This window comes from Nostoc sp. JL23 (assembly GCF_017115065.1).
GTDB classification, from domain to species: domain Bacteria; phylum Cyanobacteriota; class Cyanobacteriia; order Cyanobacteriales; family Nostocaceae; genus Nostoc; species Nostoc punctiforme_A.
The window spans coordinates 73,433-96,365 of record NZ_JABXKN010000132.1 but is presented as its reverse complement, the minus strand read 5'-3'; the positions used below and the strand labels follow the sequence as shown (position 1 = coordinate 96,365).

The 22,933-nt window shown below is 41.1% G+C and carries 20 protein-coding genes and 2 pseudogenes; 16 read left to right on the top strand and 6 right to left on the bottom strand.

Features of this window, described 5'->3' with window-relative positions; translation table 11 throughout:
• The first annotated feature begins 40 nt into the window (after window positions 1–40).
• From HWQ42_RS28175 to HWQ42_RS28150, 6 genes and pseudogenes are all read left to right on the top strand, one after another.
• Window positions 41–586: pseudogene (locus HWQ42_RS28175) on the top strand (oxidoreductase).
• Window positions 587–658: 72 nt separating this feature from the next.
• Window positions 659–1,111 (top strand): hypothetical protein, encoded by a 453-nt coding sequence (locus HWQ42_RS28170; protein ID WP_292817692.1) that lies wholly within the window; start codon window positions 659–661, stop codon window positions 1,109–1,111.
• A 183-nt stretch (window positions 1,112–1,294) separates the two neighbouring features.
• Window positions 1,295–1,915: a CBS domain-containing protein gene (locus tag HWQ42_RS28165; RefSeq protein WP_292817690.1), complete on the top strand. Its 621-nt coding sequence runs from the start codon at window positions 1,295–1,297 to the stop codon at window positions 1,913–1,915.
• Complete coding sequence (locus HWQ42_RS28160) at window positions 1,893–2,069, top strand: hypothetical protein (protein WP_292817688.1); 177 nt, start codon at window positions 1,893–1,895, stop codon at window positions 2,067–2,069. Before HWQ42_RS28165 ends, HWQ42_RS28160 begins: the two co-directional genes overlap by 23 nt.
• A 124-nt stretch (window positions 2,070–2,193) precedes the next feature.
• A complete protein-coding gene (locus HWQ42_RS28155; RefSeq protein ID WP_292817686.1) occupies window positions 2,194–3,645 on the top strand; it encodes a Ni/Fe hydrogenase subunit alpha in 1,452 nt (483 codons plus the stop codon).
• 161 nt (window positions 3,646–3,806) lie between these two features.
• A complete protein-coding gene (locus HWQ42_RS28150) occupies window positions 3,807–4,664 on the top strand; it encodes a sulfurtransferase (RefSeq protein ID WP_292817684.1) in 858 nt (285 codons plus the stop codon).
• Window positions 4,665–4,865: 201 nt separating this feature from the next.
• On the opposite strand, the gene HWQ42_RS28145 is transcribed toward HWQ42_RS28150, so the two are convergent.
• Entirely contained in the window at window positions 4,866–5,057 is a 192-nt protein-coding gene (locus tag HWQ42_RS28145; RefSeq protein ID WP_099099305.1) for a hypothetical protein, read from the bottom strand.
• Between the two features lie 249 nt (window positions 5,058–5,306).
• Between HWQ42_RS28145 and HWQ42_RS28140 the strand changes: the two genes are divergently transcribed.
• The 4 genes and pseudogenes from HWQ42_RS28140 (at window position 5,307) to HWQ42_RS28125 (ending at window position 7,882) form a co-directional block, all read left to right on the top strand.
• The gene (locus HWQ42_RS28140) at window positions 5,307–5,792 is read left to right on the top strand and encodes a hydrogenase maturation protease (protein WP_292817682.1); all 486 of its coding nucleotides are present in this window, start codon (window positions 5,307–5,309) and stop codon (window positions 5,790–5,792) included.
• On the top strand, window positions 5,774–6,115 hold the full coding sequence (gene hypA, locus HWQ42_RS28135) for a hydrogenase maturation nickel metallochaperone HypA (RefSeq protein ID WP_292817680.1): 342 nt from the start codon (window positions 5,774–5,776) through the stop codon (window positions 6,113–6,115). The genes HWQ42_RS28140 and hypA overlap by 19 nt, the downstream gene beginning before the upstream one ends.
• A gap of 208 nt (window positions 6,116–6,323) precedes the next feature.
• A pseudogene (locus HWQ42_RS28130) lies at window positions 6,324–7,564 on the top strand (pyruvate:ferredoxin (flavodoxin) oxidoreductase); the annotation flags it as partial.
• Window positions 7,565–7,603: 39 nt separating this feature from the next.
• Entirely contained in the window at window positions 7,604–7,882 is a 279-nt protein-coding gene (locus tag HWQ42_RS28125) for a hypothetical protein (RefSeq protein ID WP_292817839.1), read from the top strand.
• Window positions 7,883–8,219: 337 nt separating this feature from the next.
• Here HWQ42_RS28125 and raiA read toward each other — a convergent pair whose 3' ends face one another.
• A complete protein-coding gene (raiA, locus tag HWQ42_RS28120) occupies window positions 8,220–8,867 on the bottom strand; it encodes a ribosome-associated translation inhibitor RaiA (protein ID WP_292817678.1) in 648 nt (215 codons plus the stop codon).
• A gap of 621 nt (window positions 8,868–9,488) precedes the next feature.
• Between raiA and lipB the strand changes: the two genes are divergently transcribed.
• Together lipB and HWQ42_RS28110 are read left to right on the top strand one after the other, a co-directional pair.
• Complete coding sequence (lipB, locus tag HWQ42_RS28115) at window positions 9,489–10,181, top strand: lipoyl(octanoyl) transferase LipB (RefSeq protein ID WP_292817676.1); 693 nt, start codon at window positions 9,489–9,491, stop codon at window positions 10,179–10,181.
• A 265-nt stretch (window positions 10,182–10,446) separates the two neighbouring features.
• Window positions 10,447–10,647 carry a hypothetical protein gene (locus HWQ42_RS28110; RefSeq protein ID WP_094348136.1) on the top strand — a complete coding sequence of 67 codons (201 nt, stop codon included), beginning with the start codon at window positions 10,447–10,449 and terminating at the stop codon, window positions 10,645–10,647.
• A gap of 116 nt (window positions 10,648–10,763) precedes the next feature.
• On the opposite strand, the gene HWQ42_RS28105 is transcribed toward HWQ42_RS28110, so the two are convergent.
• Window positions 10,764–11,519, bottom strand: coding sequence for an amino acid ABC transporter ATP-binding protein (locus HWQ42_RS28105; RefSeq protein ID WP_292817674.1), 756 nt, complete (start codon window positions 11,517–11,519; stop codon window positions 10,764–10,766).
• An 87-nt stretch (window positions 11,520–11,606) separates the two neighbouring features.
• Here HWQ42_RS28105 and HWQ42_RS28100 point away from each other — a divergent pair, with 87 nt between their 5' ends.
• Complete coding sequence (locus HWQ42_RS28100) at window positions 11,607–13,118, top strand: ABC transporter permease subunit (protein ID WP_292817672.1); 1,512 nt, start codon at window positions 11,607–11,609, stop codon at window positions 13,116–13,118.
• Between the two features lie 405 nt (window positions 13,119–13,523).
• Window positions 13,524–14,186, top strand: coding sequence for a SulP family inorganic anion transporter (locus HWQ42_RS28095; protein WP_292817670.1), 663 nt, complete (start codon window positions 13,524–13,526; stop codon window positions 14,184–14,186).
• Between the two features lie 11 nt (window positions 14,187–14,197).
• On the opposite strand, the gene HWQ42_RS28090 is transcribed toward HWQ42_RS28095, so the two are convergent.
• Window positions 14,198–15,244, bottom strand: a complete 1,047-nt coding sequence (locus HWQ42_RS28090) for a glycerate kinase (RefSeq protein WP_292817668.1) — start codon at window positions 15,242–15,244, stop codon at window positions 14,198–14,200.
• A 37-nt stretch (window positions 15,245–15,281) separates the two neighbouring features.
• Window positions 15,282–15,614: a DUF565 domain-containing protein gene (locus tag HWQ42_RS28085; protein WP_292732922.1), complete on the bottom strand. Its 333-nt coding sequence runs from the start codon at window positions 15,612–15,614 to the stop codon at window positions 15,282–15,284.
• Window positions 15,615–16,425: 811 nt separating this feature from the next.
• On the opposite strand from HWQ42_RS28085, the gene HWQ42_RS28080 reads away from it, so the two are divergent.
• Both HWQ42_RS28080 and HWQ42_RS28075 read left to right on the top strand, forming a co-directional pair.
• Window positions 16,426–17,052: a hypothetical protein gene (locus HWQ42_RS28080; RefSeq protein WP_292817666.1), complete on the top strand. Its 627-nt coding sequence runs from the start codon at window positions 16,426–16,428 to the stop codon at window positions 17,050–17,052.
• 221 nt (window positions 17,053–17,273) lie between these two features.
• Window positions 17,274–19,172, top strand: a complete 1,899-nt coding sequence (locus HWQ42_RS28075) for a glycosyltransferase family 39 protein (protein WP_292817664.1) — start codon at window positions 17,274–17,276, stop codon at window positions 19,170–19,172.
• Between the two features lie 65 nt (window positions 19,173–19,237).
• Here HWQ42_RS28075 and HWQ42_RS28070 read toward each other — a convergent pair whose 3' ends face one another.
• On the bottom strand, window positions 19,238–22,486 hold the full coding sequence (locus HWQ42_RS28070) for an ATP-binding protein (protein WP_292817833.1): 3,249 nt from the start codon (window positions 22,484–22,486) through the stop codon (window positions 19,238–19,240).
• Window positions 22,487–22,933 lie beyond the last annotated feature (447 nt).

Below are 22,933 nucleotides of genomic sequence, written 5' to 3'. Positions count from 1 at the left end.
AATAATTATTCATTAATCTAATTACAAATTACGAATTATTATGGCTCGTTTAAAATTAGCAACAGTTTGGCTAGGTGGTTGTTCTGGCTGTCACATGTCTTTTCTCGATTTGGACGAATGGCTGATTGATTTAGCAGCACAAGTAGATTTAGTTTTTAGTCCTTTTGTTGATACCAAAGAATATCCCCAAGGAGTGGATGTGGTATTAGTTGAAGGTGCAATCGCTAATGAAGATCACCTGCAAATGATTCAGACAGTCAGAGAGCGATCGCAAATTCTTGTCTCCTTTGGCAATTGTGCTGTAACTGGCAATGTTACTGCTTTACGCAATCCTTTAGGTAGTGCCGAACCTGTCCTTCAGCTTTGTTACATTGAAGCGGTGGATATTCATGGTCAAATTCCCCATGAACCAGGTATTGTACCAACATTATTAGATCGGGTGATCCCAGTTCATACAAGAGTCAAAGTTGATGTATAATTACCAGATTGCCCACCTTCAGCAACTAGAATTAAAGCAGTATTAGAGCCACTATTAAGGGGAGAAAAGCCACACTTAGAAGGACGCGAATTTATTAAGTTTGGTTAAACTTCACAAGTTACTCAAATTCTTTATCTAAGTTGAAAGTAAAGTAATTTCCAAATAATTTGAGGAGCAATTATGGCAGTTAATTATCGCGAAAGAATTATTGCTCTTTGGACAGTATTTCTGCTAGGAATATTGTTTCATACACAACTAGGCTTAATGCCACTTTTTCACGGTTTATCTGTTGTCGAATCTCAAAAAGCGACAAATCTCAATGATATTTCTGGAATTATGTGGTTGATGCTGGGATTTTTTGCCCTACCAATGCTCGGAATTATCGTTACTGCTTTTACCGATTCAAAGCGTTATCGAAGTATTCATTTTGGTTTAACTATCTTTTACAGCATCATCAACTTACTACACCTGATTTTAGATTTCTTTGTCCAACCAGTTCTCTGGTATCAGATAGCCTTAATGGTCTTGTTATTCTTTGTGGGTTTATTATTAAACATTACTGCTTTTAAATGGATGCGGCTGCACACCAGGGCTAATCAATCACACCACAATCTAGAAAGCTCACATTTTTAGCTGTTAACTCAAATTGTTAGCGAGATTTTTTTGGTAATTTATAACCTATTGCAACTTCAACCAAATCAATTTAGATTTTCCATATACACCTTAAATATTGGGAAAAATCTATTCTCAATCTGAAGAATATTAAATTGATTAAATCCGTATTGCATCAGCTTCCTTATACATTTGGAGAGCATTATGTTGAAAGCATCTGACATTATGACTAAAGATATTGCTACGATTCGCAGTTCTGCAACGGTAGCTGAAGCAGTCAAACTTTTAAGGGCAAGGGACTGGAAAGCTCTGGTTGTAGATCATCGCCATGAACAAGATGCCTATGGCATTATTACCGAAAAGGATATTGTCTATAAAGTGATTGCTTATGATAAAGATCCCTCTAAAGTGCGTGTTTATGAAGTGATGACCAAGCCTTGTATCGTTGTCAATCCCGATCTAGGCTTAGAATATGTAGCACGATTATTTGCTGACCATAATTTGCAGAGAGCGCCTGTTATTCAGGGCAAACTACTGGGTATCATTTCCCTGGCTGACATTCTCGCTAATAGTCACTTTCTTGAAAAACCCCATACTATCCTACTAGAACAACAGCTTGAGGACGAAATTAAACACACTCGTGCCGTTTGCGCTCAAAAAGGTATTCGTTCAGAAGAATGTGCTGCTGCTTGGGATGCAATTGAGGAATTACAAGCTGAGATAGCACATCAACGGGCAGAGAAAGTTGTAAAAACTGCTTTTGAAGAATACTGTGATGAATATCCAGAAGCCAAAGAAATTTATGACAACTGGTGTAGTGGATAAGCTCATCAATACAGCAGTTTTCTTTTGCATAAAATGTTTTGAGGCAGAAGGCAACATTCTCAACTTGTTCATCTTCCTCCTCGGTTTGGGTGCATTCTGCTGGTGGTGGATAAAACGCGATCGCATGACAGTTAAGCAACTCCAAATGGTCTAGTGCTCAGTTCGTAGTAAGCACTTTAGTGCTTCAAAATTTAGGACTAAAGTCCTGACTACGAACTTATTGTTTCCTCATATATAGCGTCTCAAAAATAACAACTCACCACCGAAAAGAGAGGCTTATGTCTCAAAAAATTATTATCGATCCAGTTACTCGCATTGAAGGACACGCCAAAATCTCTATTTACTTGGATGATAACGGACAAGTCAGCGATGCTCGGTTTCATGTCACAGAATTTCGTGGTTTTGAGAAGTTTTGTGAAGGTCGTCCTCTCTGGGAAATGCCAGGAATTACGGCGCGGATTTGTGTAATTTGTCCGGTGAGTCATTTGTTAGCCTCTGCCAAAGCAGGCGATCGCGTTCTTGCGGTGACAATTCCCAAAGCTGCCGAAAAACTGCGCCGCTTAATGAATTTGGGACAAATTATTCAATCCCACGCCTTGAGTTTCTTCCATCTCAGCGCCCCAGATTTATTGTTAGGAATGGATAGCGATCCTCAAAAACGCAATGTATTTGGCTTGATTGCAGCAGAACCAGAACTAGCACGTGGGGGAATTCGTTTGCGTCAATTTGGACAAGAAATTATCGAACAATTGGGAGGACAAAAGATACATCCATCATGGGCGGTTCCTGGTGGTGTCCGCGAACCATTATCGCAAGAAGGACGCACCCATATTCAAAACCGCATCCCAGAAGCACGCACGATAATATTAGATGCACTGGGTAGATTTAAACGCTTAATCAAAGATTACGAAAAAGAAATACAAACCTTTGGGAATTTTCCTAGCTTATTTATGGGGTTAGTCACTCCCGATGGTTTGTGGGAACATTACGACGGACATATTCGCTTTGTAGATAGCGCTGGGAATATCATTGCTGATAAACTCGATCCTACTAATTATCAAGAATTTATCGGTGAAATAGTTCAACCGGATTCTTATTTAAAGTCTCCCTACTATCGTTTTTTGGGTTATCCTGACCAGAGCGATCGCTGTCGTTTAGATAGTGGTATTTATCGGGTAGGCCCGCTAGCACGTCTGAATATTTGTAATCATATTGGCACGCCTTTAGCTGATGCGGAATTACGAGAATTTAGAGATTATGGCAAAGGTACAGTTACATCATCATTTTTCTATCATTACGCCCGATTAATTGAAATTTTGGCTGGCATCGAACGCATAGAAATTATCATAGATGACCCAGATTTAATGTCTGCCAAATTGCGGGCTGATGCTGGGATTAACCAATTAGAAGCAGTTGGTTGTAGTGAAGCGCCACGCGGGACATTATTTCACCATTATCAAGTTGATGAAAATGGGTTACTTCAGAAAGTAAATTTAATAATTGCCACAGGTCAGAATAATTTAGCGATGAATCGCACAGTAGCTCAAATTGCCCGACATTTTATTCACGGTTCGGAAATTACTGAAGGGATGTTAAACCGAGTTGAGGCAGGAATTCGAGCTTTTGACCCTTGTTTGAGTTGTTCTACTCATGTGGCGGGACAAATGCCTTTACATATTCAATTAGTTGATGTTGATGGAAGTGTTGTTAATGAGGTTTTGCGAGAGTAATTTATTTAGAATTCTGGATCATTAATTCTTGCTTAAAAACAACACATTCATAAAAGTTCTCTCGTAACATTTCACCTTCATGTTTCTGTGATTTTCATTCCAAAATGCGAATCTATTAAGAGCGATAATACCTAATGTCACGATAACAGAAGCATGAAAGCGTGAATAGAAAACTCCTCATTTCTCCTCAAGAAATCACGTCACTGCTAGCAGAAAAATCATCACAAACTGTCATTATCGATACGCGAAGTCAAGAAGATTATGCTATTTCTCATATTTCTCAAGCCATAAATATTAGAGATTTTTTCACATATCTTTTAGAGAATTCCTCCCCAACAGGATTAAAGGAATTGCAAGAGTACTTTGCAGAAATCATGAGCAGCGTAGGAATATCTGGTACGGAACAGTTAATTGTTTACGAAGATGCTTTAAATAAAGGTTATGGTCAATCTTGTCGAGCAGCTTTCTTACTGAAATATTTGGGTTGCACTCACGTATCTATTTTACACGGAGGATATAGAGCATGGCTCAAGGCAGGATTACCTACTACCGATGAAGTACCGAAGCGTGAAAGCAGCATATTTAGATTGCATCCCAACGCTGACATAATGGTGACTACCACGGAGATGTTGCAAGCAATTGACAATCCAGTAATTATTAAATTAGATGTGCGCGATCGCAACGAATGGCTTGGGTTGAGTTCTTCTCCTTACCATCCTGATTTTTGTCCCCGCAAAGGCAGAATCCCTAACGCTGTATGGTTAGAATGGCATCATCTGATGAATTCTGAATCGGAAATTCCCACGTTTCGATCGCCAGATGAAATCCGAGAAATTTGTCAGTCAGTAGGTATTACTTCAGAGTCTATTGTGTATATTTACTGCTTTAAGGGTTCAAGGGCTGCTAATACATTAATAGCCCTTGAAGAGGCGGGAATTTCTGCTAGAAATTATTTTGGCTCTTGGAATGAATGGTCTCGTGATTTTTCACTACCAATTGATAGCAGAGTCATGCAATGAGCGTATCAAGCATTGCCTTCCCAAGATCGCCATTCTTGAATTCTGCGAGACTGATGAACTTGGGCGTGAGCGCTTAATCGAACGCTGAATAAACCTTACAACACCACACCAAATCTATGATTTAGGGGTGCAATAATTACGTGGTGGCTCTGAATCATCTACCCATTGATTCTGACTCCTGAATTCTGAATTATTCTTCAATCAAACATCAACATTTATCTGTTCTATCTGTCTAGCGGCTTTATCCCAAAGCTTTGCTGAAGTCTCATCTTGCCAATGAGTTCTCAGATTTTCCGCTTTTTTGTGACATATTCGCTCTAACATTTCTAATATTGCAGATAATGTCAATTTATTAATTAATGATTCTAAAATCTCCATATATTCTTTTTGCATGATACTCACCTCTTGAACTTAATCTAATATATGCTGACAAAACCCACTTCTTCTTAATCTATGTATTAAGAATTGTTGCAGATTGTACTAATATTTTGCTAGCTTATACATACAGTTTAACCTATTTTGAATAGTCAATTTTGAGAATTTATTTTTAATAGATGAAAAAACTGTTTAATTAAAATATTTCCTCACAAGTTCCTCAAATTTTTTATCTAACCTAAAAATAGGGTTGGATAAGTAAAAAGTATGAATTGTAATGCGATGGGCTATATTCTACCGGAGGCGGTCGCAATTGGTTACGGTAATGAGTTGCGTAGTGATGATGGCATTGGTCAACGAGTAGCTAAGATGTTGCAGTTATCAAATGTGAAATCCATTGCTGTCCACCAACTTACCCCCGAACTTGCCCAAGCATCAATAAATACTGCCAAAGCAGTATTTATTGATGCTTGTTTAGTGTCCAAAAGTTCCCAGGTGCAAGTACAATCACTCTTACCTAACTCTTCCAATGTTATCACCGGACATACAGCCGATCCGCGATCGCTCTTAACTTTGACTCTAGCCCTGTACGGTCATTGTCCGCCAGCTTGGTGGGTGACGGTACCAGGAGTGAACTTTGAATTGGGTGAGAATCTATCACCTCTTGCTGAACAAGGAATAGAGATAGCAATTGATAAAATCAACCACTTAATCAAAACTGCGAGGAAAGAATTATGCATGAAGTTGGCATGATGCAAAATATTCTTGATGCTGCTGTCAAACGAGCTAAAGACGAAGGCGCTCAACATATTCGTTTAGTACAAATGCGCGTGGGTGAGGCATCTGATGTAGTGCCAGATTCTTTGGAGGTTGCCTTTGATGTTGCCAAAAAAGGAACAATAGCGGAAGATGCCAAACTGCAAGTAGAGAATGTTCCTGTTGTTTGTTATTGCTCGAATTGCAACATTGAATTTAACCCAATTAGCGAACTGAATGAATGTCCAGAGTGTCAGCAAGCTTATTGTGAAGTGCGTCAAGGCAACGAGTTTGAACTGGCTTTTTTAGAAGTGTCTTGATTCATCGCCTGAATATTATTGAAGTTATCAATCAACTTGCAATGTATCAGGCAGATAAAATCAACTGTATAATAAATGTTTGAATAACAAAGCGCTCAACTAGTCCCCAATAAATTTTATTTCTTCACAAGTTTCTCAGTTTCTTGTCCTAATGTGGATTGAGCTTAATGATGGCTAGCTCTAACGGGACTTTCGCAGGTGCAAGAAGATGAAGAACAGAACATTTGCAACCATAGACGGCAATGAGGCTGTTGCCCAGGTTGTCTATCGAATCAATGAAGTCATTGCGATTTATCCCATTACTCCTTCTTCACCGATGGCTGAGTGGGCAGATGCTTGGGCTAGTGAAGGAAAACGCAATATTTGGGGTACTGTTCCCTCGGTGGTACAGATGCAGAGTGAGGGAGGTGTGGCTGGTGCTGTACATGGTGCTTTGCAAACTGGTTCACTGACAACCACATTTACAGCATCGCAGGGATTATTGTTGATGATCCCCAATATGTACAAAATTGCTGGAGAATTAACACCTACAGTTTTTCATATTGCCGCGCGATCGCTAGCCGCGCAAGCCCTCTCTATTTTTGGCGATCATAGTGATGTCATGGCGGCGCGTAGTACTGGTTTTGCTATGTTGTGTGCCGCATCAGTGCAAGAAGCACAAGACTTTGCTTTGATCGCAACACGAGCGACTTTAGAATCACGAATACCCTTTCTGCACTTTTTTGATGGTTTTCGTACCTCTCACGAAATTAACAAAATTGAACTGTTAGCAGAAGATGACTTACGAAAATTTATTCCCGATGAATTAGTATTGGCCCATCGGTCGCGCGCCCTCACCTCCGATAAACCTGTTTTGCGCGGTACAACCCAAAACCCTGATGTCTACTTTCAAGCTAGAGAAACTGTCAATCCTTACTATCTAGCTTGTGCAGACATCACCCAGAAAGTCATGGATGAATTTGCGGCGATGACTGGGCGACAATATCAACTATTTGAATACCACGGCGATCCAGCAGCCAAACGAGTTATTGTGCTTATGGGTTCTGGTTCTGATGCTGTACATGAAATAGTAGATTACCTCAACACCTGTGGTGAGCAAGTGGGCGTTTTGAAAGTACGACTATATCGCCCATTTTATGCCAAGTGCTTTGTCGCCGCCTTGCCAGCAACTACCTGCACCATCGCCGTTCTCGATCGCATCAAAGAACCAGCCGCATCTGGTGAACCATTATATTTGGATGTAGTTGCTGCTATCCATGAGGAATGGGGAGATAAGAGAGCAGGGGAGAAATTAGAGTTAGATTCCCCTCTGCCTAAAGTCGTTGGTGGTCGTTACGGTTTATCTTCTAAAGAATTTACACCAGCGATGATTAAAGCGGTCTTCGATAACCTTGCTGCATCTGAACAAAAAAAAATCATTTTACTGTGGGAATCAATGATGATGTCAACAGCCATTGCATCGCCCACGGTATCAACATGAGTACAGCAATGCATAATCAAAAAGCTGCTGTCGATTCCGGTCAATGGTTATTGTATCGATTTAATCCAGACCGTATCAAACAGGGAGAAAACCCACTACAACTAGATTCGCGTACACCAAAGTTACCGCTAGAGCAATATATGTATCTAGAAAACCGCTTCAAAATGTTAACTAAAAGTAATCAAGAAGCGGCACAACAGTTACTTAAAGAAGCTCAAGCCGATGTCAAAACCCGTTGGCAAATGTATCAATATTTGGCTGCCAGAAATTATGAAATCGAGCAATAGACTTCTTGCAGAAGTGGGAGAAAGGGATGGAATTTCTTTTAGCCTTTCCCCGACACAAATATGGCAAAACGTTCTAGAATTTTCTGATTAGCAAGAGGAAAAAGTTTTTGTGTGTCGAATTGAATATATTTGTGGCGACGCTTTAACCCACTTTCGGCAAAAGCTTATCTATGCCAAATCTTTATTAAGAAGCGTTTGAGCTATTTTAAAGTGAAAATCTTTTCTAATATCTGAAAACTTTGCAACAGTTTGTCAAATGAGAGAATGGGCATTGGATGAGGCAGAGGTGGAGAGGGGAAAGGCTTACTGCAACTTCTCCCCTGCTCCCCTCATCTCCCTATTTACTCGAATGCGACTTTTCCGGCATGACTATATTAGTGTGGCTTGCCTTGCCATTTTTGCCGTTAGTATGTCCGTTACCATTGCGGGGATGGATAACACCATAACCACCGTGGTTACGTTCGTAAATTACATTAATCTCTCCAGTTTCAGAATTGTGGAACATATAAAAGTCGTGTCCCACGAGTTGCAGTTGTTCTAGGGCTTCTGCAACGGTCATCGGCGGCATAGAAAAGTATTTGGTGCGGACGACTTCGTTGGGCAATTCGGCGGTGCGATCGCCAATTAAATCTGTTACTATCGACTCTGGAATAACTACTTCTGTTGGTAGAGCTTGAGTTTTGTGGTCTTGACGCCGTTCTTTATATTTCCGCAGTTGACGGGCAATTTTATCTGCAACTAAGTCAATGCTGGCATATAAGCTTTCGCTGCTTTCCTCGGCACGAATAACGCTACCATTAGCATAAATAGTTACTTCAGCCGCTTGTCTTGGATTAATTCGGGGATTCCGGGCGACGCTAAGATGCACATCCACTTCATTTGTAATACTTTGAAAGTGACTAACTGCTTTTTCAATTTTTTGATGTACATACTCGCGAATCGCATCGGTGATTTCAATGTTTTTGCCGTGGATGACAAGCTTCATGTAATACTCTCCCGCTGAATATTTTGGATGTGTGAATTTGCTTTGTATGAAAAGAAATTGCGGTAAGGTTTATTACCCCCGCCAAAACAAATTGTGAACTATATTGTATCTACTGCTGTTAAGCTGTCTCTCAGCTTACTGCATCTGAGGAATTGTCAACTATACCCTTGATTTACCTCCGCATCTCTGCGCTGATGTCTAATTGTATATCCAATTAGCACTCAAGAGTTGAGGAAATCTAATTGTCGCTTCTATGACTACCTTTTCCTTTAAAGGAATGCTTACAGAACTGTTGATAGTTGCTCCTTCTGTGTTCGATTGAGGTTTGCTTGCTGTTGTTCAAGAATACAAGGTTTTGTGGAAGTTTGATTCTGTTTAAAATGCAAACAATGATATTAAAGTCATCAGCCAGTACATTCTTCCTTATTGTCTTGGCATAATGCTTATTGCAGAGAATTCCTCCTAAAACCTATTGAGGTTATATATTCAAGCTAGCACTTTGTATTTTCTAATGCATGTTCCCTTGACTTTCCTTTAAAATCCTTTGCAAAGCTTGACAATTGTTTATTCTAATCCTGTAATTTGAAATATATTTCGTTCTTTATACGGTTGAATTTTGGCATGATCCATAGTAATGATCCACAAAAAAACATTTGTTTGCTGTATAACCAAGGATTAATGCCTTACTTGGAAGCTCATGGATGGCAGCGATCGCTTCTGACTGAGCGCATTCATGACCCAAGTCTAGATGATGTGTTAATTTTGCTAGAACATCCTCCTGTCTACACTTTGGGACAAGGAAGCAACTCAGACTTTCTCAAATTTGATATTGACAAAAGCCAGTATGATGTGCATCGAGTTGAACGGGGTGGCGAGGTTACTTACCATTGTCCCGGTCAACTGGTAGGCTATCCAATTTTAAATCTGCAACGTTATCGTAAAGACCTCCATTGGTACTTACGGCAACTCGAAGAAGTAATAATTCGCGTATTGGCAATTTATGGATTGCAAGGAGAAAGAATTCCAGCTTTTACTGGCGTTTGGTTGCAAGGGCGGAAAGTTGCAGCTATTGGTATTAAAGTCAGTCGTTGGATTACTATGCACGGCTTTGCGTTAAATGTTTGTCCAGACATGACAGGCTTTGAGCGCATTGTACCCTGCGGTATTTCTGACAAACCTGTAGGCAGTTTAGCCGAATGGATTCCAGGTATCACCTGCCAAGAAGTGCGTTTTTACATAGCACAATCTTTTGCGGAAGTCTTTGGCGTGGAATTAGTAGAATCTCAGCCTCAAGGATTTTTACGGTCTGAGTAAATTCAGCTTGTAATATGTAATAAATACTATAGCAGTCCTATTTAAATTGTGAGACACTAATGAGAGTAGTCCATATTTAATAGTATTAAAATAACTATTTAATACCCATTTGAAAAAAGAATGTGATAGATACAAACCTGAAAAGCCAGATTAAATCAAACTTTTTGAATTTTGAATTGGTATAACTGCGGTTGTCAAAGCTAGAATCTGATTATTTCTAGACTTATATACTAACTTTTTACGGCTGTCAAGCACAACTTTGCGCGTGAATTACTCAAATAATCTCCAGGTATATGCCCCATCGATAACATCTCTCAGAGAACGTGATTGGACAGCTTTGATAGAACTATTTGATAGAGACGACGGTGATGAAATTGAAGCCGACATTAGCGGTAGTTTATTTTGGCTAATACCTGAACCTTGTTGGGAAGACGATCCCTTTGATTTTTTGCGCGAGTATCTTTAAAGAGTGATGAGTGCTGAGTGCTGAGTGATGTTAGCGGGAGCGGTGCATTGAGCCAGTGATGAGTGCAAAAGAAGCCTTTAATTTATAACTCCTAACTCCTAACTCCTAACTCCTAACTATCTAACGTTGAGGCGACTTAGGAAAATACGTAGGCGATCGCTTTGGGGATTGGTCAGCACTTCATAGGCTGGGCCTTGTTCTGTCACAATACCTTTGTCCAAAAATATCACTTGATGGGCAACTTCCCGCGCAAATTGCATTTCATGGGTGACAACTACCATTGTCATCCCTTCTGTGGCTAATTGCTGCATCACTTGCAGAACTTCGCCGACGAGTTCGGGATCTAGGGCGCTGGTGGGTTCGTCAAATAGCATGATTTGGGGATTCATACATAAACTACGAGCGATCGCTACTCGTTGCTTTTGTCCGCCAGAGAGTTGTTCGGGATAAGCAGAGGCTTTGTCAGATAAGCCAACTTTTTCTAAATATAATCTCGCTAGTTGGGCGCTTTCTTTTGGTGTTTTACCCAAGACTTTACGCGGTGCGAGTGTCATATTTTCTAAGACGCTGAGATGGGGAAACAGGTTGAACTGTTGAAAAACCATGCCTACTTGTGTTCGTAGTTGCCGCAGTTGGCTATAGTTGACAGTGGGTCGGGATAAGTTAATTCCGTTGATGATTAAACGCCCTTTGTCAATGGTTTCTAAGCGGTTGAAGCAGCGTAGTAGAGTACTTTTACCACAACCGGAGGAACCGATAACTGCAACCACTTCTCCCCGATTGATTTCGCCGGTGATTCCTTTGAGAACTTTGAGGGAACCAAAGTTTTTTTCGATATTGTCAAAAATAATAGCGGGGATGGTATTGTTCATTACTTATGCCAAGCTGCTCTAAATTTGATTGTAAGATTTTTAACGAACCGCCAAGACGCCAAGAGCGCAGAGGGAAGAGAATATAATATGGTTAAATTTGGTTTTGTGCGCTGGTGTGTGGTTGTAGGTTTTTGCTGTTTGTTACTGGCTGGCTGTAGGGTGAATCCTAGTGCGGGGAAAACTCTGCGGGTTGCTACTGAACCGGCATTTCCACCTTTTGAGTTTCAGGGAAAAGGTGGCGAGTTGCAGGGTTTTTCGATTGATTTGATGAATGCGTTGGCGAAGCCCGCCGCAGGCATCGCTTCCTCTGCTAACTTTAAAGTGAATTTTCAAAGTCTGCCTTTTGATGGCATTATCCCAGCTTTGCAAGCCAAAACGGTAGATGCGGCCATTAGTTCGATCACGATTACAGAGGAGAGGGCGAAGACTATTTCTTTTTCCCGTCCTTATTTTAAGGCTGGGTTAGCGATCGCAATTCGTGCAGACAATCAAGATATTACTGGTTTTGACAGTCTCAAAAATAAAAAAATTGCTGTACAAATTGGTACAACCGGGGCTGCAAAGGCTAAGAGTATTCCAGGGGTGCAAATTCGCAGTTTTGATTCTGCACCCATAGCCCTGCAAGAATTGCTCAATGGTAATGTGGATGCAGTAATTAATGATGCACCTGTAACTTTATATGCAATTAATACAGGCAATCTTAAGGAAATTAAAGTAGTAGAGAAATTGTTGACGGAGGAGTTCTATGGCATTGCTACAGCTAAAGATTCGCCGAATTTGGCATTGATAAATGATGGCTTGGATAGGGTGTTAAAAAATGGCACTTATTCCCAGATTTACCAGAAATGGTTTAAAGTTGAACCGCCATCACTACCAGCTAAATCACCATTTGAGAATCAAACTAACGCTGGCGCACCTAAAATATTAACTTCAATTAGCGTGGTTTTGCAGGCTTTTCCAAGTCTGTTGCAGGGTGCATTGATAACGTTGCAATTGACGATACTTTCGGTAGTATTTGGTTTAATTGGCGGTTCCTTAATTGGTATTGTTCGCCTTTCTCATATTGCACCTGTGCGTTGGTTGGCGAGGGCGTATGTAGATTTTTTTCGGGGAACGCCTTTGCTGGTGCAAATTTTTATGATTTACTTTGGTTTACCAGCAATTTTACAAGAACTTGGTTTGACATTTTCTTTTGATCGTCTAAGTGCCGGGGTAATTGCTTTAAGTTTGAATAGCGCTGCATACATTGCCGAAGTTGTTCGTGCTGGGATTCAATCAATTGAACCAGGACAAGCAGAAGCAGCAAAATCATTAGGTTTAAGTTCTGTGCAAACTATGAGTTATGTAATTTTTCCCCAAGCTTTCCGGCGGATGATTCCACCTTTGGGGAATGAGTTTATCAGTTTGTTGAAAGATACTAGCTTAGTTTCTGTGATTGGGTTTGAAGAATTACTACGTAAAGGACAGTTAATTGTTGCTGATAACTATCGCGCCTTTGAGATTTACGCAGGTGTAGCGGTTGTTTATTTATGTTTGACGCTACTTTCTTCCCAAGCGTTTAGCCGATTAGAAGCTTGGATGAATCCCATCAAGCGCTAAGAGACTTTCAAAAAAAATTTCTCAAAATCTAGAGAGCGATCATAAATATAATTATTTAAATTACAAGGATAGCATTATACCTTTTTTCTAGCAATTATAATTTATTGTTTAATTTTAATTAATATTTTGCGGCGAATCCAATAAAAAAGTTATGTAATATCAATCAGATAACACTATTGTTATCATGTACTTGTAATCATTAAGAAATGTAAATAGTAACTATAACCGTAAGTCAATTTAACTTAATGATTTCGTGCTTGCTATTTGAGGGCTGATTATCTCAGTACACTAGAGTTGTAATTAAAACCCAGTAAATAGGTTTGAACTATTCAATGCAAGTCTAGTTTCGGCTGCATTGTAACAGTTCACCTTGCCAGCTTACCACGCCTAATTCAGGCACCAGTTTTGCTAGATGCGATCGTGATCGCATTTATTGCTAGTACAGAAAGTTTACTTTCAGCTGTAGCAGTAGATCGACTGCATACCGGGACAAGAACCGATTTTGATCGTGAATTAACAGCCCAAGGAATTGGCAACATTATATGTGGGTTCTTGGGTGCTTTGCCGATGACAGGAGTGATAGCCCGCAGCTCTGTAAACGTAGAAGCTGGCGCTAAAACTAGATTATCAACAATGCTTCACGGTTTATGGCTGTTAATTTTAGTAATTGCAGCCCCAACCTTGCTGAAAATAATCCCTATTTCTAGTCTGGCAGCAATTCTAGTTGTTACTGGTTACAAACTAATCGAAGTAGAACATATTCGCCAGTTAAAGAAGTATGGACGTTTTCCTCTGGTGATATTTGCTGCCACTTTAATCGGGATTGTTGTTACTGACCTCATCACAGGTGTTTTAATTGGTATTCTGTTGACAGGAGTTTTACTAATTCACAAAATGTCCGTGCTGAATATCCAAATGATTAAGCACGAAAATAATCAGAGAATAGACATTTATTTACAAGGTGCGGCAACATTTGTGAGGCTACCAAAATTAGCGAATATTTTAGAACTTGTGCCTCCAGGAAGTGAATTGCATGTTTATATGCAAGACTTGGCTTATTTTGCTTGAGAACTAACGCCCTAAGTGCGATCGCAATACACTTGACCAAAGCTATGATCGGGATGAATCTCAATCACTAAATCAACCACTGTCGCATCTTTTACCAACGGCTTGATGAATAATTCCGGGTGAAGCGATCGCCAAAAATAATTGACAAATTGCTCTATCTCTGAATTGCTCATTCCCGGTTTCCCCGCAGCAATCATCTGTTGTTCCGCCTGTTTGCGCCACTCCAAAGAACAGCGGTAATCGGTGGGATAAAGCACAATTAAACTGTCTAATCGCTCCCACAGCGGTAGATAATCGTGGAGGCGAAGATTGATCTCACGGGCAAATGCTCTATCTTCATCTGTGACAATTGGCGGTGGCGCAGTATCAAATAAACCAGGGTCGATTGGTCGCACACCCACAAACCAACCTTCAAATAGTACAATATCTACATCCGTCACCATTTCGGAAGTAGTGCGATCGCCAGCACCTCCATAAGCTGATTTATCAAAGCGGGGAAGCATCACTGGGCTTTGTAACTCACGGATTTGATCTAGTACATTTAAGCCTAAGTCTATATCGTGGGTTCCTGGTGGGCCGCGCCAAATTAAGCGGGGATCTTGCTGTGTTAGGAGTAAGCGATCGCTGTAAGTTTTATATAAGTCATCCAAAGATAAACTGACAGTCCTGTATCCCAACTGATTGACAACCAAACTGAGAACCTTTGACATTGTAGTTTTACCAGTGCCTTGTCCTCCCAATATTCCTTGAATCAGGGGGCGTCCTAACTGTTGGCGCTGCGATGCTAGTTTGATCCCTAAAGGCAACCACAAGTCCCACAACACCTGTAACATTTCCTGGGGTTGTACTTGGAGAGTAGCTTGGCAGAATTCGCTAAAAGCTGGGAAGACAGATTTTAGTAAATGCGATCGCTTTTCGATCATTTCATCAACATTTTCCGGCGCGATTCCAAAAGCTTCTGCCCTTAACTTATCTACCAGTGCTGCTTCTCTTGCTTTCTGCTTCCAAGTTTCCCCCACCTCATTGGTTGCTAAAATTTCACCCAGCCACAAATTCATAATTTCCCCCTCTGCTCCTCAGCCCCTGTGCCTCTTCTCACGATCCCAGCTTAAAAGCTTCGAGAAACAGGCTGTAGATGAAACCAACTTTGAGGAGATTTAGTGAGTCTACCAAGAGCGATCGCCTATCCAAAAAGCTGCGACTATAAAATATCCGGCTGGTAATTTCCGTTAACAGTACTAAAAAAGCCGCTACCACAATATCCAATACACCTTCTTGCCCAGCGGTTGTGGAAACTGCGTTTCCCAGAAAAAAACCGAACAAAAAACTAATTATTAGCAACGATAGCCGTCGCCAAGGATTTAAAAACCATTGCCCAAAGCGTGTAGCAATGGCATCGAACAAGTTGTTGAGACGAGTGTTTTGCATCAAAAGGACTTCTGGGAAAAGTCAAGATATCTTGAAATATATCTATATTATTAATGTAAGAAGGATATTGGTTTTAACATCAGCTTGTTTGTTACTATTGTATATATCTACTGGAATTCCAGTGTTTATTCAAATTTGACCATTCTATCATCTTTAGAGAAATACAGTTTCTGAGAGGATGTTTGGAAACAAGAAATATTTAGTTTGATCCCTACGAGCAAGCCTTAAAAAATGGGAAAATGATTCAAAATTCTCCTTTTTAAAGGAAGTTAGTCCGTTAAGCGGGTTTCCTGAGTTGTATTCATGTATTGGAAGTAAGCTACTCGTAGCGTCTCCCAACAGAATAAGGGACTTGCGTAGATTTAGGAAAGAGGATCTCTAAGCACTTGCTACATCACCAGACACTTTCCCAACATCCTCTTAAGGTGCTTTTTATAGCATAAGATAAAATACACCACTTAGATTTATCTGACGTTTAGCAAAGGACGCCTTATAGAGGCTGCTAGCGGTTTCAGGAAACTTTTATTTTTTGTACACAAATCAATGGGCTAAATAGGTATCAAATTATATTGTTTTTATCCATACTTACGGTCAAAGCCCAAAGTCATGGGTGTCTCGATTTCTTGTTTGTCAAACATCAAATGAATTATTCACTTCAAATGTTTTCTAATCAAAATGATATTTATAATACATTCGTTTTCCTAATTTTAGGCAAGTCTATATTCGGCTATTTTGTGTGATTACCTTTTGGGATAATAGGCTACTATTTGGTCAAGCCTAGACAAAATATTTATTTCTAATAACTATCAATATGAAATCTTCAGTGTATCGTAATGTCGGTATTACAGCTTCTTGCTTGGGACTGCTTGTTGCTCTGGTGGGATGCTTTGGAGTGAGCGTATCTTTTGAGCCTACAAACCCAGATACATCTTCAGAACTACCAACAGAAACTCAAGAGTGGCAGACAACTTCGGTTGTACCTGAAAAAGGTATTTCCGCTAGTTTATCTACTCCAGCACCTACCCCAACTAATCAAGTAGAACATAGCAGTAAACAGAAGACTTATCCTGTCTTGGCAGATCGTGATAAATCAGCAAGCATTGCCAAGGATCAAGGGACTTTGCGAATGAGCAATCAAACAAATCAGCCTGTGCGGCTGGTTCTACTGGCACGACAGTCAGTAGTAAAAGGGTCTAGTAAAAAACAGACTCACTATGATGTACCGGCACATTGGGATTTTGCTCCCCAAGAAGGTAGTGAGAAGGGACTGGTTCTATCCCTACCTCAGAATAATTTAAAGCTGGAGAAGGGAGATGTTTTAGTTGCTTTTGCCCAAGATGGTTCCCGCCGCTACTGGGGCCCTTATATTATTGGCGAAACTCAATTACCTAAGTGGAATTCCCAAAACAGAGAATGGCAACTTGTGCTGAGTCAATAAATATTGCTAAGTGGTAAATATTGAGTACGGAAGCAATTTTTGTAGAGTGGGCATTGTTTACCGTTTGCCCAAACCTTTATTTTTACATCCTTACCCTACAGTTGGTAAAGTGTTAGGTAATGGATAGAGGAAAATTGTTGAATTAAAAACTCTAAAGAACAAGAAGAACAAAAGATAGATAACCAACGACTATTGATTAGTGATTGTTGACTATTGACTAAATGAGAATGAAATTGAGTGTTAAGCACACTGTTGATCGGTGGTTCAACAAAATAGCAAAAAATCCAGCCCTGAGTGTAACTGTGTCGATTTTGTGGTTGATGGTGGTTGGCTGGGTGGCTTTTGGGTGGAATTTGGGCAACATTGGCTTAATTGATGAGACAGAGCCGCTCTTTGCCGAAGCTTCCCGCCAGATGTTCGTGACAGGTGATTGGATTACCCCATTTTTCAATGGTGACACTCGTTTCGATAAACCTGCTTTAATTTACTGGTGTCAGGCGATCGCATATCATCTGATCGGCGTGAATGAATGGGCAGTACGCCTTCCTTCTGCGATCGCAGCATTCGGCTTAGTTTGTTTAGCTTTTTACACCATCCAGTGGTATCTGGCTAAACAAGACGAATTAGAGCAAGTTTCACGTCCTACTCGTCGCTACTTAACATCTTTTATCGCAGCCGCACTCATGGCACTCAATCCCGAAACTATTATTTGGGCGAGAACGGGTGTCTCTGATATGTTGCTCACCGGATGCATGGCATCGGCTTTGTTATGTTTCTTTCTAGGGTACGCAGGGAAGGAAGGGAGCAGGGGAGCAGAATTAATCAGCAATGCCCAATCCCCAATGCCCCATGCCCTATTCCCTAATAAGTGGTACTTAGCTTTTTATGTGCTGATTGCTGGCGCAATTTTGACTAAAGGGCCAGTGGGAATTGTTTTGCCGGGGCTAATTGTTGCCGCCTTTTTGCTTTACGTGGGTAAAGTGCGAGAGGTGTTGCGGGAAATGCACCTTCTCGTAGGTATATTGATAATTCTCGCTTTGTCAGTGCCCTGGTATGCTTTAGTAATTTGGCGCAATGGCTGGAATTACATTAACTCCTTTTTTGGTTATCACAACCTGGAACGCTTTACAGAAGTAGTTAATGGTCACTCAGCACCTTGGTATTTTTACTTTTTAGTTGTGCTGTTGGGTTTTGCACCATATTCAGTTTATTTACCAGCTTCTATAATCAGACTAAAGTTTTGGCAGCGATCGCATTGGCGATCCCTTGAACGTTTTCAGCAATTTGGTTTATTTGCCTGGTTCTGGTTTGCTAGCATCTTTGCCTTTTTTAGCATTGCTGTCACTAAACTCCCTAGCTACGTATTGCCTTTAATGCCAGCAGCAGCAATCCTGGTAGCCTTGTTGTGGAGCGACCTTTTTTCAGATACAGAGACACGGCAAACAATTCCTGTTTCCCCCTCTCCCACTCCCCCCATCTCTACGTCTTTGCTGCGAATTAGTGGTTGGGTGAATGTAGTATTTTTATCAGTTCTAGCAACAGCACTGCTCAACATAACCCACATATTAGGTACCGATCCTGCGATCAGTAACTTCCACGAACTAATTCAACAATCTGGTTTACCAGTAATCGCGGGTATAATTTGGCTAGTTTCTGCTGTTTTGGTTGCGGCTTTATTATTGAGTCGCCGCTGGAACTACATTATCGGTATTAATTTCATTGGGTTTGTGGCGTTTGTAATTTTTGTCTTAACGCCTGCTTCGTTCTTTATCGATCGAGAACGTCAATTACCCTTAAGGGAATTGTCTGCGGTCATTTTAGAAGCAAAACAACCAAATGAAGAATTGATCATGCTTGGCTTCAAAAAGCCTAGTGTGGTATTTTACAGCCACATCCACGTAAATTATTTAAAATTTCCCCAAGAGGCTGTAGAGCATATTAAAAACCAGGCTGCTAAAGGACTAAAACCTTCCTCTGTGCTGCTGTTGGCCGAACAGAAAAAGTTTTTACAAATGGACTTACAGCCAGATGATTACAAGAATTTATCAACCAAGGGTGCTTATAACTTGGTTCGAGTTCCTTTTAAGAAAATGAAAAAGGAAAAAATAGACATATCATAAATTGTCATTAGTCATTAGTCATTAGTCCTTTGAGAATAAGTAATGACCGATGACTAATGACCCCATTAACATTTGTCTTTGTAACCGTTGACAGCTAAAGCTTGATTGATCTGGCTTAATAGGTCTTCCATTGATATCGATCGCGGTAATATTTGGGTAGCGATCGCACCAACAACAGTTTCTATCGATTCCAAACCATTCTTTTTGTGTTTGTTAATTTCCTGATAAGCTACCCCATTCTGAAAACTGGTTTCTGAGCGATTTAATCGCTGATTTAGTACCAAAATTGGTGGCAACTTTAAAGGCGAATCTCCTAATGTTTTCAGTGCTTTGAGTAGATCTTTGTGGATAGACGTTTCTCCTAAACAAATTAGCAATAAGTCAACGCTTTCGTGGCGAATTTGTTGCAACACTTCTGCCCAACAAGGACTCATCGCAGCTTTGAAGCCTGCTGTTTGCAGGTATTGAATTAAAGCTTGGAACCACTCAGAACCCCGTTCAGCAGTTTCACTACTAATTGAGCAATTTTTTTCTGTCCGATAACCCTTAGCTGGCTTACGTCTTACCTGGGGGAAATCCCGCAGCATTGTTAAATCCACTACTAAGATGTTGGGAGGGCAGCAAATACCAGAAGCAATTTCTAGTACTGATAATAAAGCATCTGTTTTCTCGGTGCGACTGCTGTTATCTTTCGCAAATGGTGTTAAGTAAGGAAATACAGATAACCCTGGTATTTTAGAAGCGATTAAGGTCGTTGCAACATCGCAAGTAACCAGTGGTATAGCTGCTAAACGGGGATGTCCAATTAGTTGTTGCAAATAAATTTGGGCGGTGGTACTTTCTACATCTAGCAAAATGACATCAAACTGCCATACTCGCGCCAAAAGTTCTGCCTGATCTAGGTCATCTACTTCAATCACCCGATGTTCTCGAAGTGAAGGGTGGGGATTGACCGATTCTAACTGGGGATTCACCAAGCGGAGAATTCGCAGTGGAGTTTTAGTTGGGATAATTGCACTATTATTTAACCCTATCTGCCCAATTGCTTGTGCAGTACATAATTTTTCTAGAACTGGTGCTAAGACCTGATGCTCTACTGGCAAACTTAAGAAACCATCGGCTCGGTTAGCAAATGCTTGCTCCTTTTCGGCTCCCGTCGCGGTGACAATTACAGATATATGACGGGTTGCGGTGTCAGATTTTAGTAAAGTCAGTACATCCCAGCCTGATAGCAGGGGTAGCAACGGATTTAAAAATATCGCTATTGGTTGCAAGCGCCGCGCTTTTTCGACTGCTTCTGTGCCCGATCGCGCAATCACTACCCGATATCCTAAACCTTTGAGTTGTTCGGTCAAGTCTTCAATATATCGGGCTACTGCCTCGACTACCAAGACCAACCGTTGCGAACTCGCGAGATGATGCTGTATGGGCGTACTAACTTGCTGACGAGCAGCGGTGAGATTTTCTCGTGTCGGTTGGTATCGTGTCTCTTCGTCTTCTCTGATTCCCATATCTGGTTCCGAAAAGCCTGTTTTCGGGGGACTGGGCGGCAGAAGTAGTGTAAACTGGCTACCTTTACCTTCACGCGATAAGAAGCTGACATCTCCTCCGTGGAGGCGAGCCAAGGCGCGAGTTAATACTAGCCCCAAACCAGTACCTTCAAATTGGCGGGTGAGGGGATTTTCTAGTTGTTGGAATTTTTGAAAGATTAAGTGTTGCTGGTGTTCGGGAATGCCAATGCCTGTATCCCAAATTGTAAAGGCAATCCATCCTTCCCAACGACTCACCCGCAGCCCAATTTCGCCCGATATTTCAGTGAATTTAAAGGCGTTGGAAAGTAGGTGTACTAGCATCTGGCGTAAGCGCAATTCGTCTGCCACCATCTGATCTAAACCTAGTTCAATGGAAAGACAGAATTGAGGAGCAGATGAACGAGCATTTGGAGGTGGTGAGGCAGATGTCGCTTTGGTAGTTTGAGTGTGGATAGCTTTGGCTTCCGATAGGGCGCGATCGCACACAGCCTGAATTTTCACCGGAGTCAGCGTCAACTCCATTTGTCCCGTCTCCATCCGGGTCAAATCTAAAATGTCATTTACCACACTCATCAGGTGGCGTCCGCTTTGATGAATCAGTCCCGCATAACGGGCTTGACGCTCGTTAAGTTCTCCTAACTGCTGATCTACGAGCAAGCGCGATAATCCCAAAACGGCAGTTAGAGGAGTTTTGAGTTCATGACTAATACAAGCTAAAAATTCGTCTTTTAACCGATTTAGTTGAATTAAATCGGCATTCTTGGCTGCTAGTTCTTTACAAAGCTGCTGCTGTTCAGTGACATCAGTAGCTAAAACCAACCACAAATCAGTGCTGAGTGCAATCTCCTCTTCAGCACTCATAACTTTAAACTCAGGACTATCTAAGGGAATTTTGGCAAACTGCCAGATTCGCTCTTGACCATTTTGCACTTCCACAACGCAGGTACAAGTACCCACCTGACTATCCAAATAGCATCGGCTGTATGCAGCATCACCGGATGCTTCTGGTTGAGTCAGTTCTTCTTCACCACCATGCTGATTCTCGCGACTATTGGGATGAATGTTGATTGCAGGTTGGGTGACATATTCTGCTATTTCGGAGCGGTTCGGCACAAGTATTGCCTCCACTTGTTGCCTAACTCCTTCGGGATCTTTCAAGGTTCCTAGTTGCTGCCACCAAGCGGGATTTCGCGCTACCACCTCACCAGTACCGGTTTGCAACATCAAAGGCCAAGGCAGTCTTTCTAGCAAGTGTACTAATGGCTGATGTCCTAGCGACTTGGGTTCATTTGACCCACCATCATACTCATGACGATGTTCACTAGACGAGCTGGAAATGTCTGAACTTTCTAACCCACCCAGACGTTCTTTAGCCAGCGACCGCAACAGGCGCGAACTATCTAGCAGCCCCAAATATCGACCATCAGAGTCAATCAGCGCCCAATCTAAGTTTTGGGGTTTTTCGACTTGTGAATCGCACCAGCTTAATCGCTCTACACGCTCAGAAGCTGATATTGTCTGTATTGGCTCAATTAGACCTTGACCCCAGGTAGAGAGCGATTGTTGTAAATTTAGATTTTTATCGTCACTATGTGCTAATAATTTTGGGATTAAACGGGCAGAATACAGCAATCCGATGGGGCATTGCTGTTGATTTACTACTACCAAGCGATCGCACTGCTCTTGCTCAAAAATCTCCAACACCACTGCCAGAGAACTTGTTTGGGGGCAGCTAGGTACGGTTGCCTGAAAGTCATAAAGCGGGTAATCTAGCATTAACATAGGGATTTTGGGGTCATTCTTCCTGTGGAACCCTCCGGCATTTCCATCTGCCAGTTGATGGTCTTTTTGCCTGAAGTCATATCCTTTAAGAAGACTCATATAAGCAACTCTGGTATTTCAACGCCATTAAAACAACGGGATTTTCCCTAACGGACACGGGAATTGCAAACGAGTGCATTTTTCCAAGAGGCGACGTTTTTCATTTCTAGCAACTAGCCTCTCCAGTGTCTTACTGGTATTTAAACTCCTCATCGATAGCGACGGCTAAAACAATTATGGCCCCAAAGATTCGCTTTAGAACCTTGAGGAATTATAATGATTTGGAATGCGACAATCCTTTAAGTTCGTTTAAGTATCTTATCAAGGAGCAAAATCAAAAAATCTATCTATTTATATACATAGATATGAAAATTATGAGTTAACTACTGTGTCTTGCTATGCCGACAG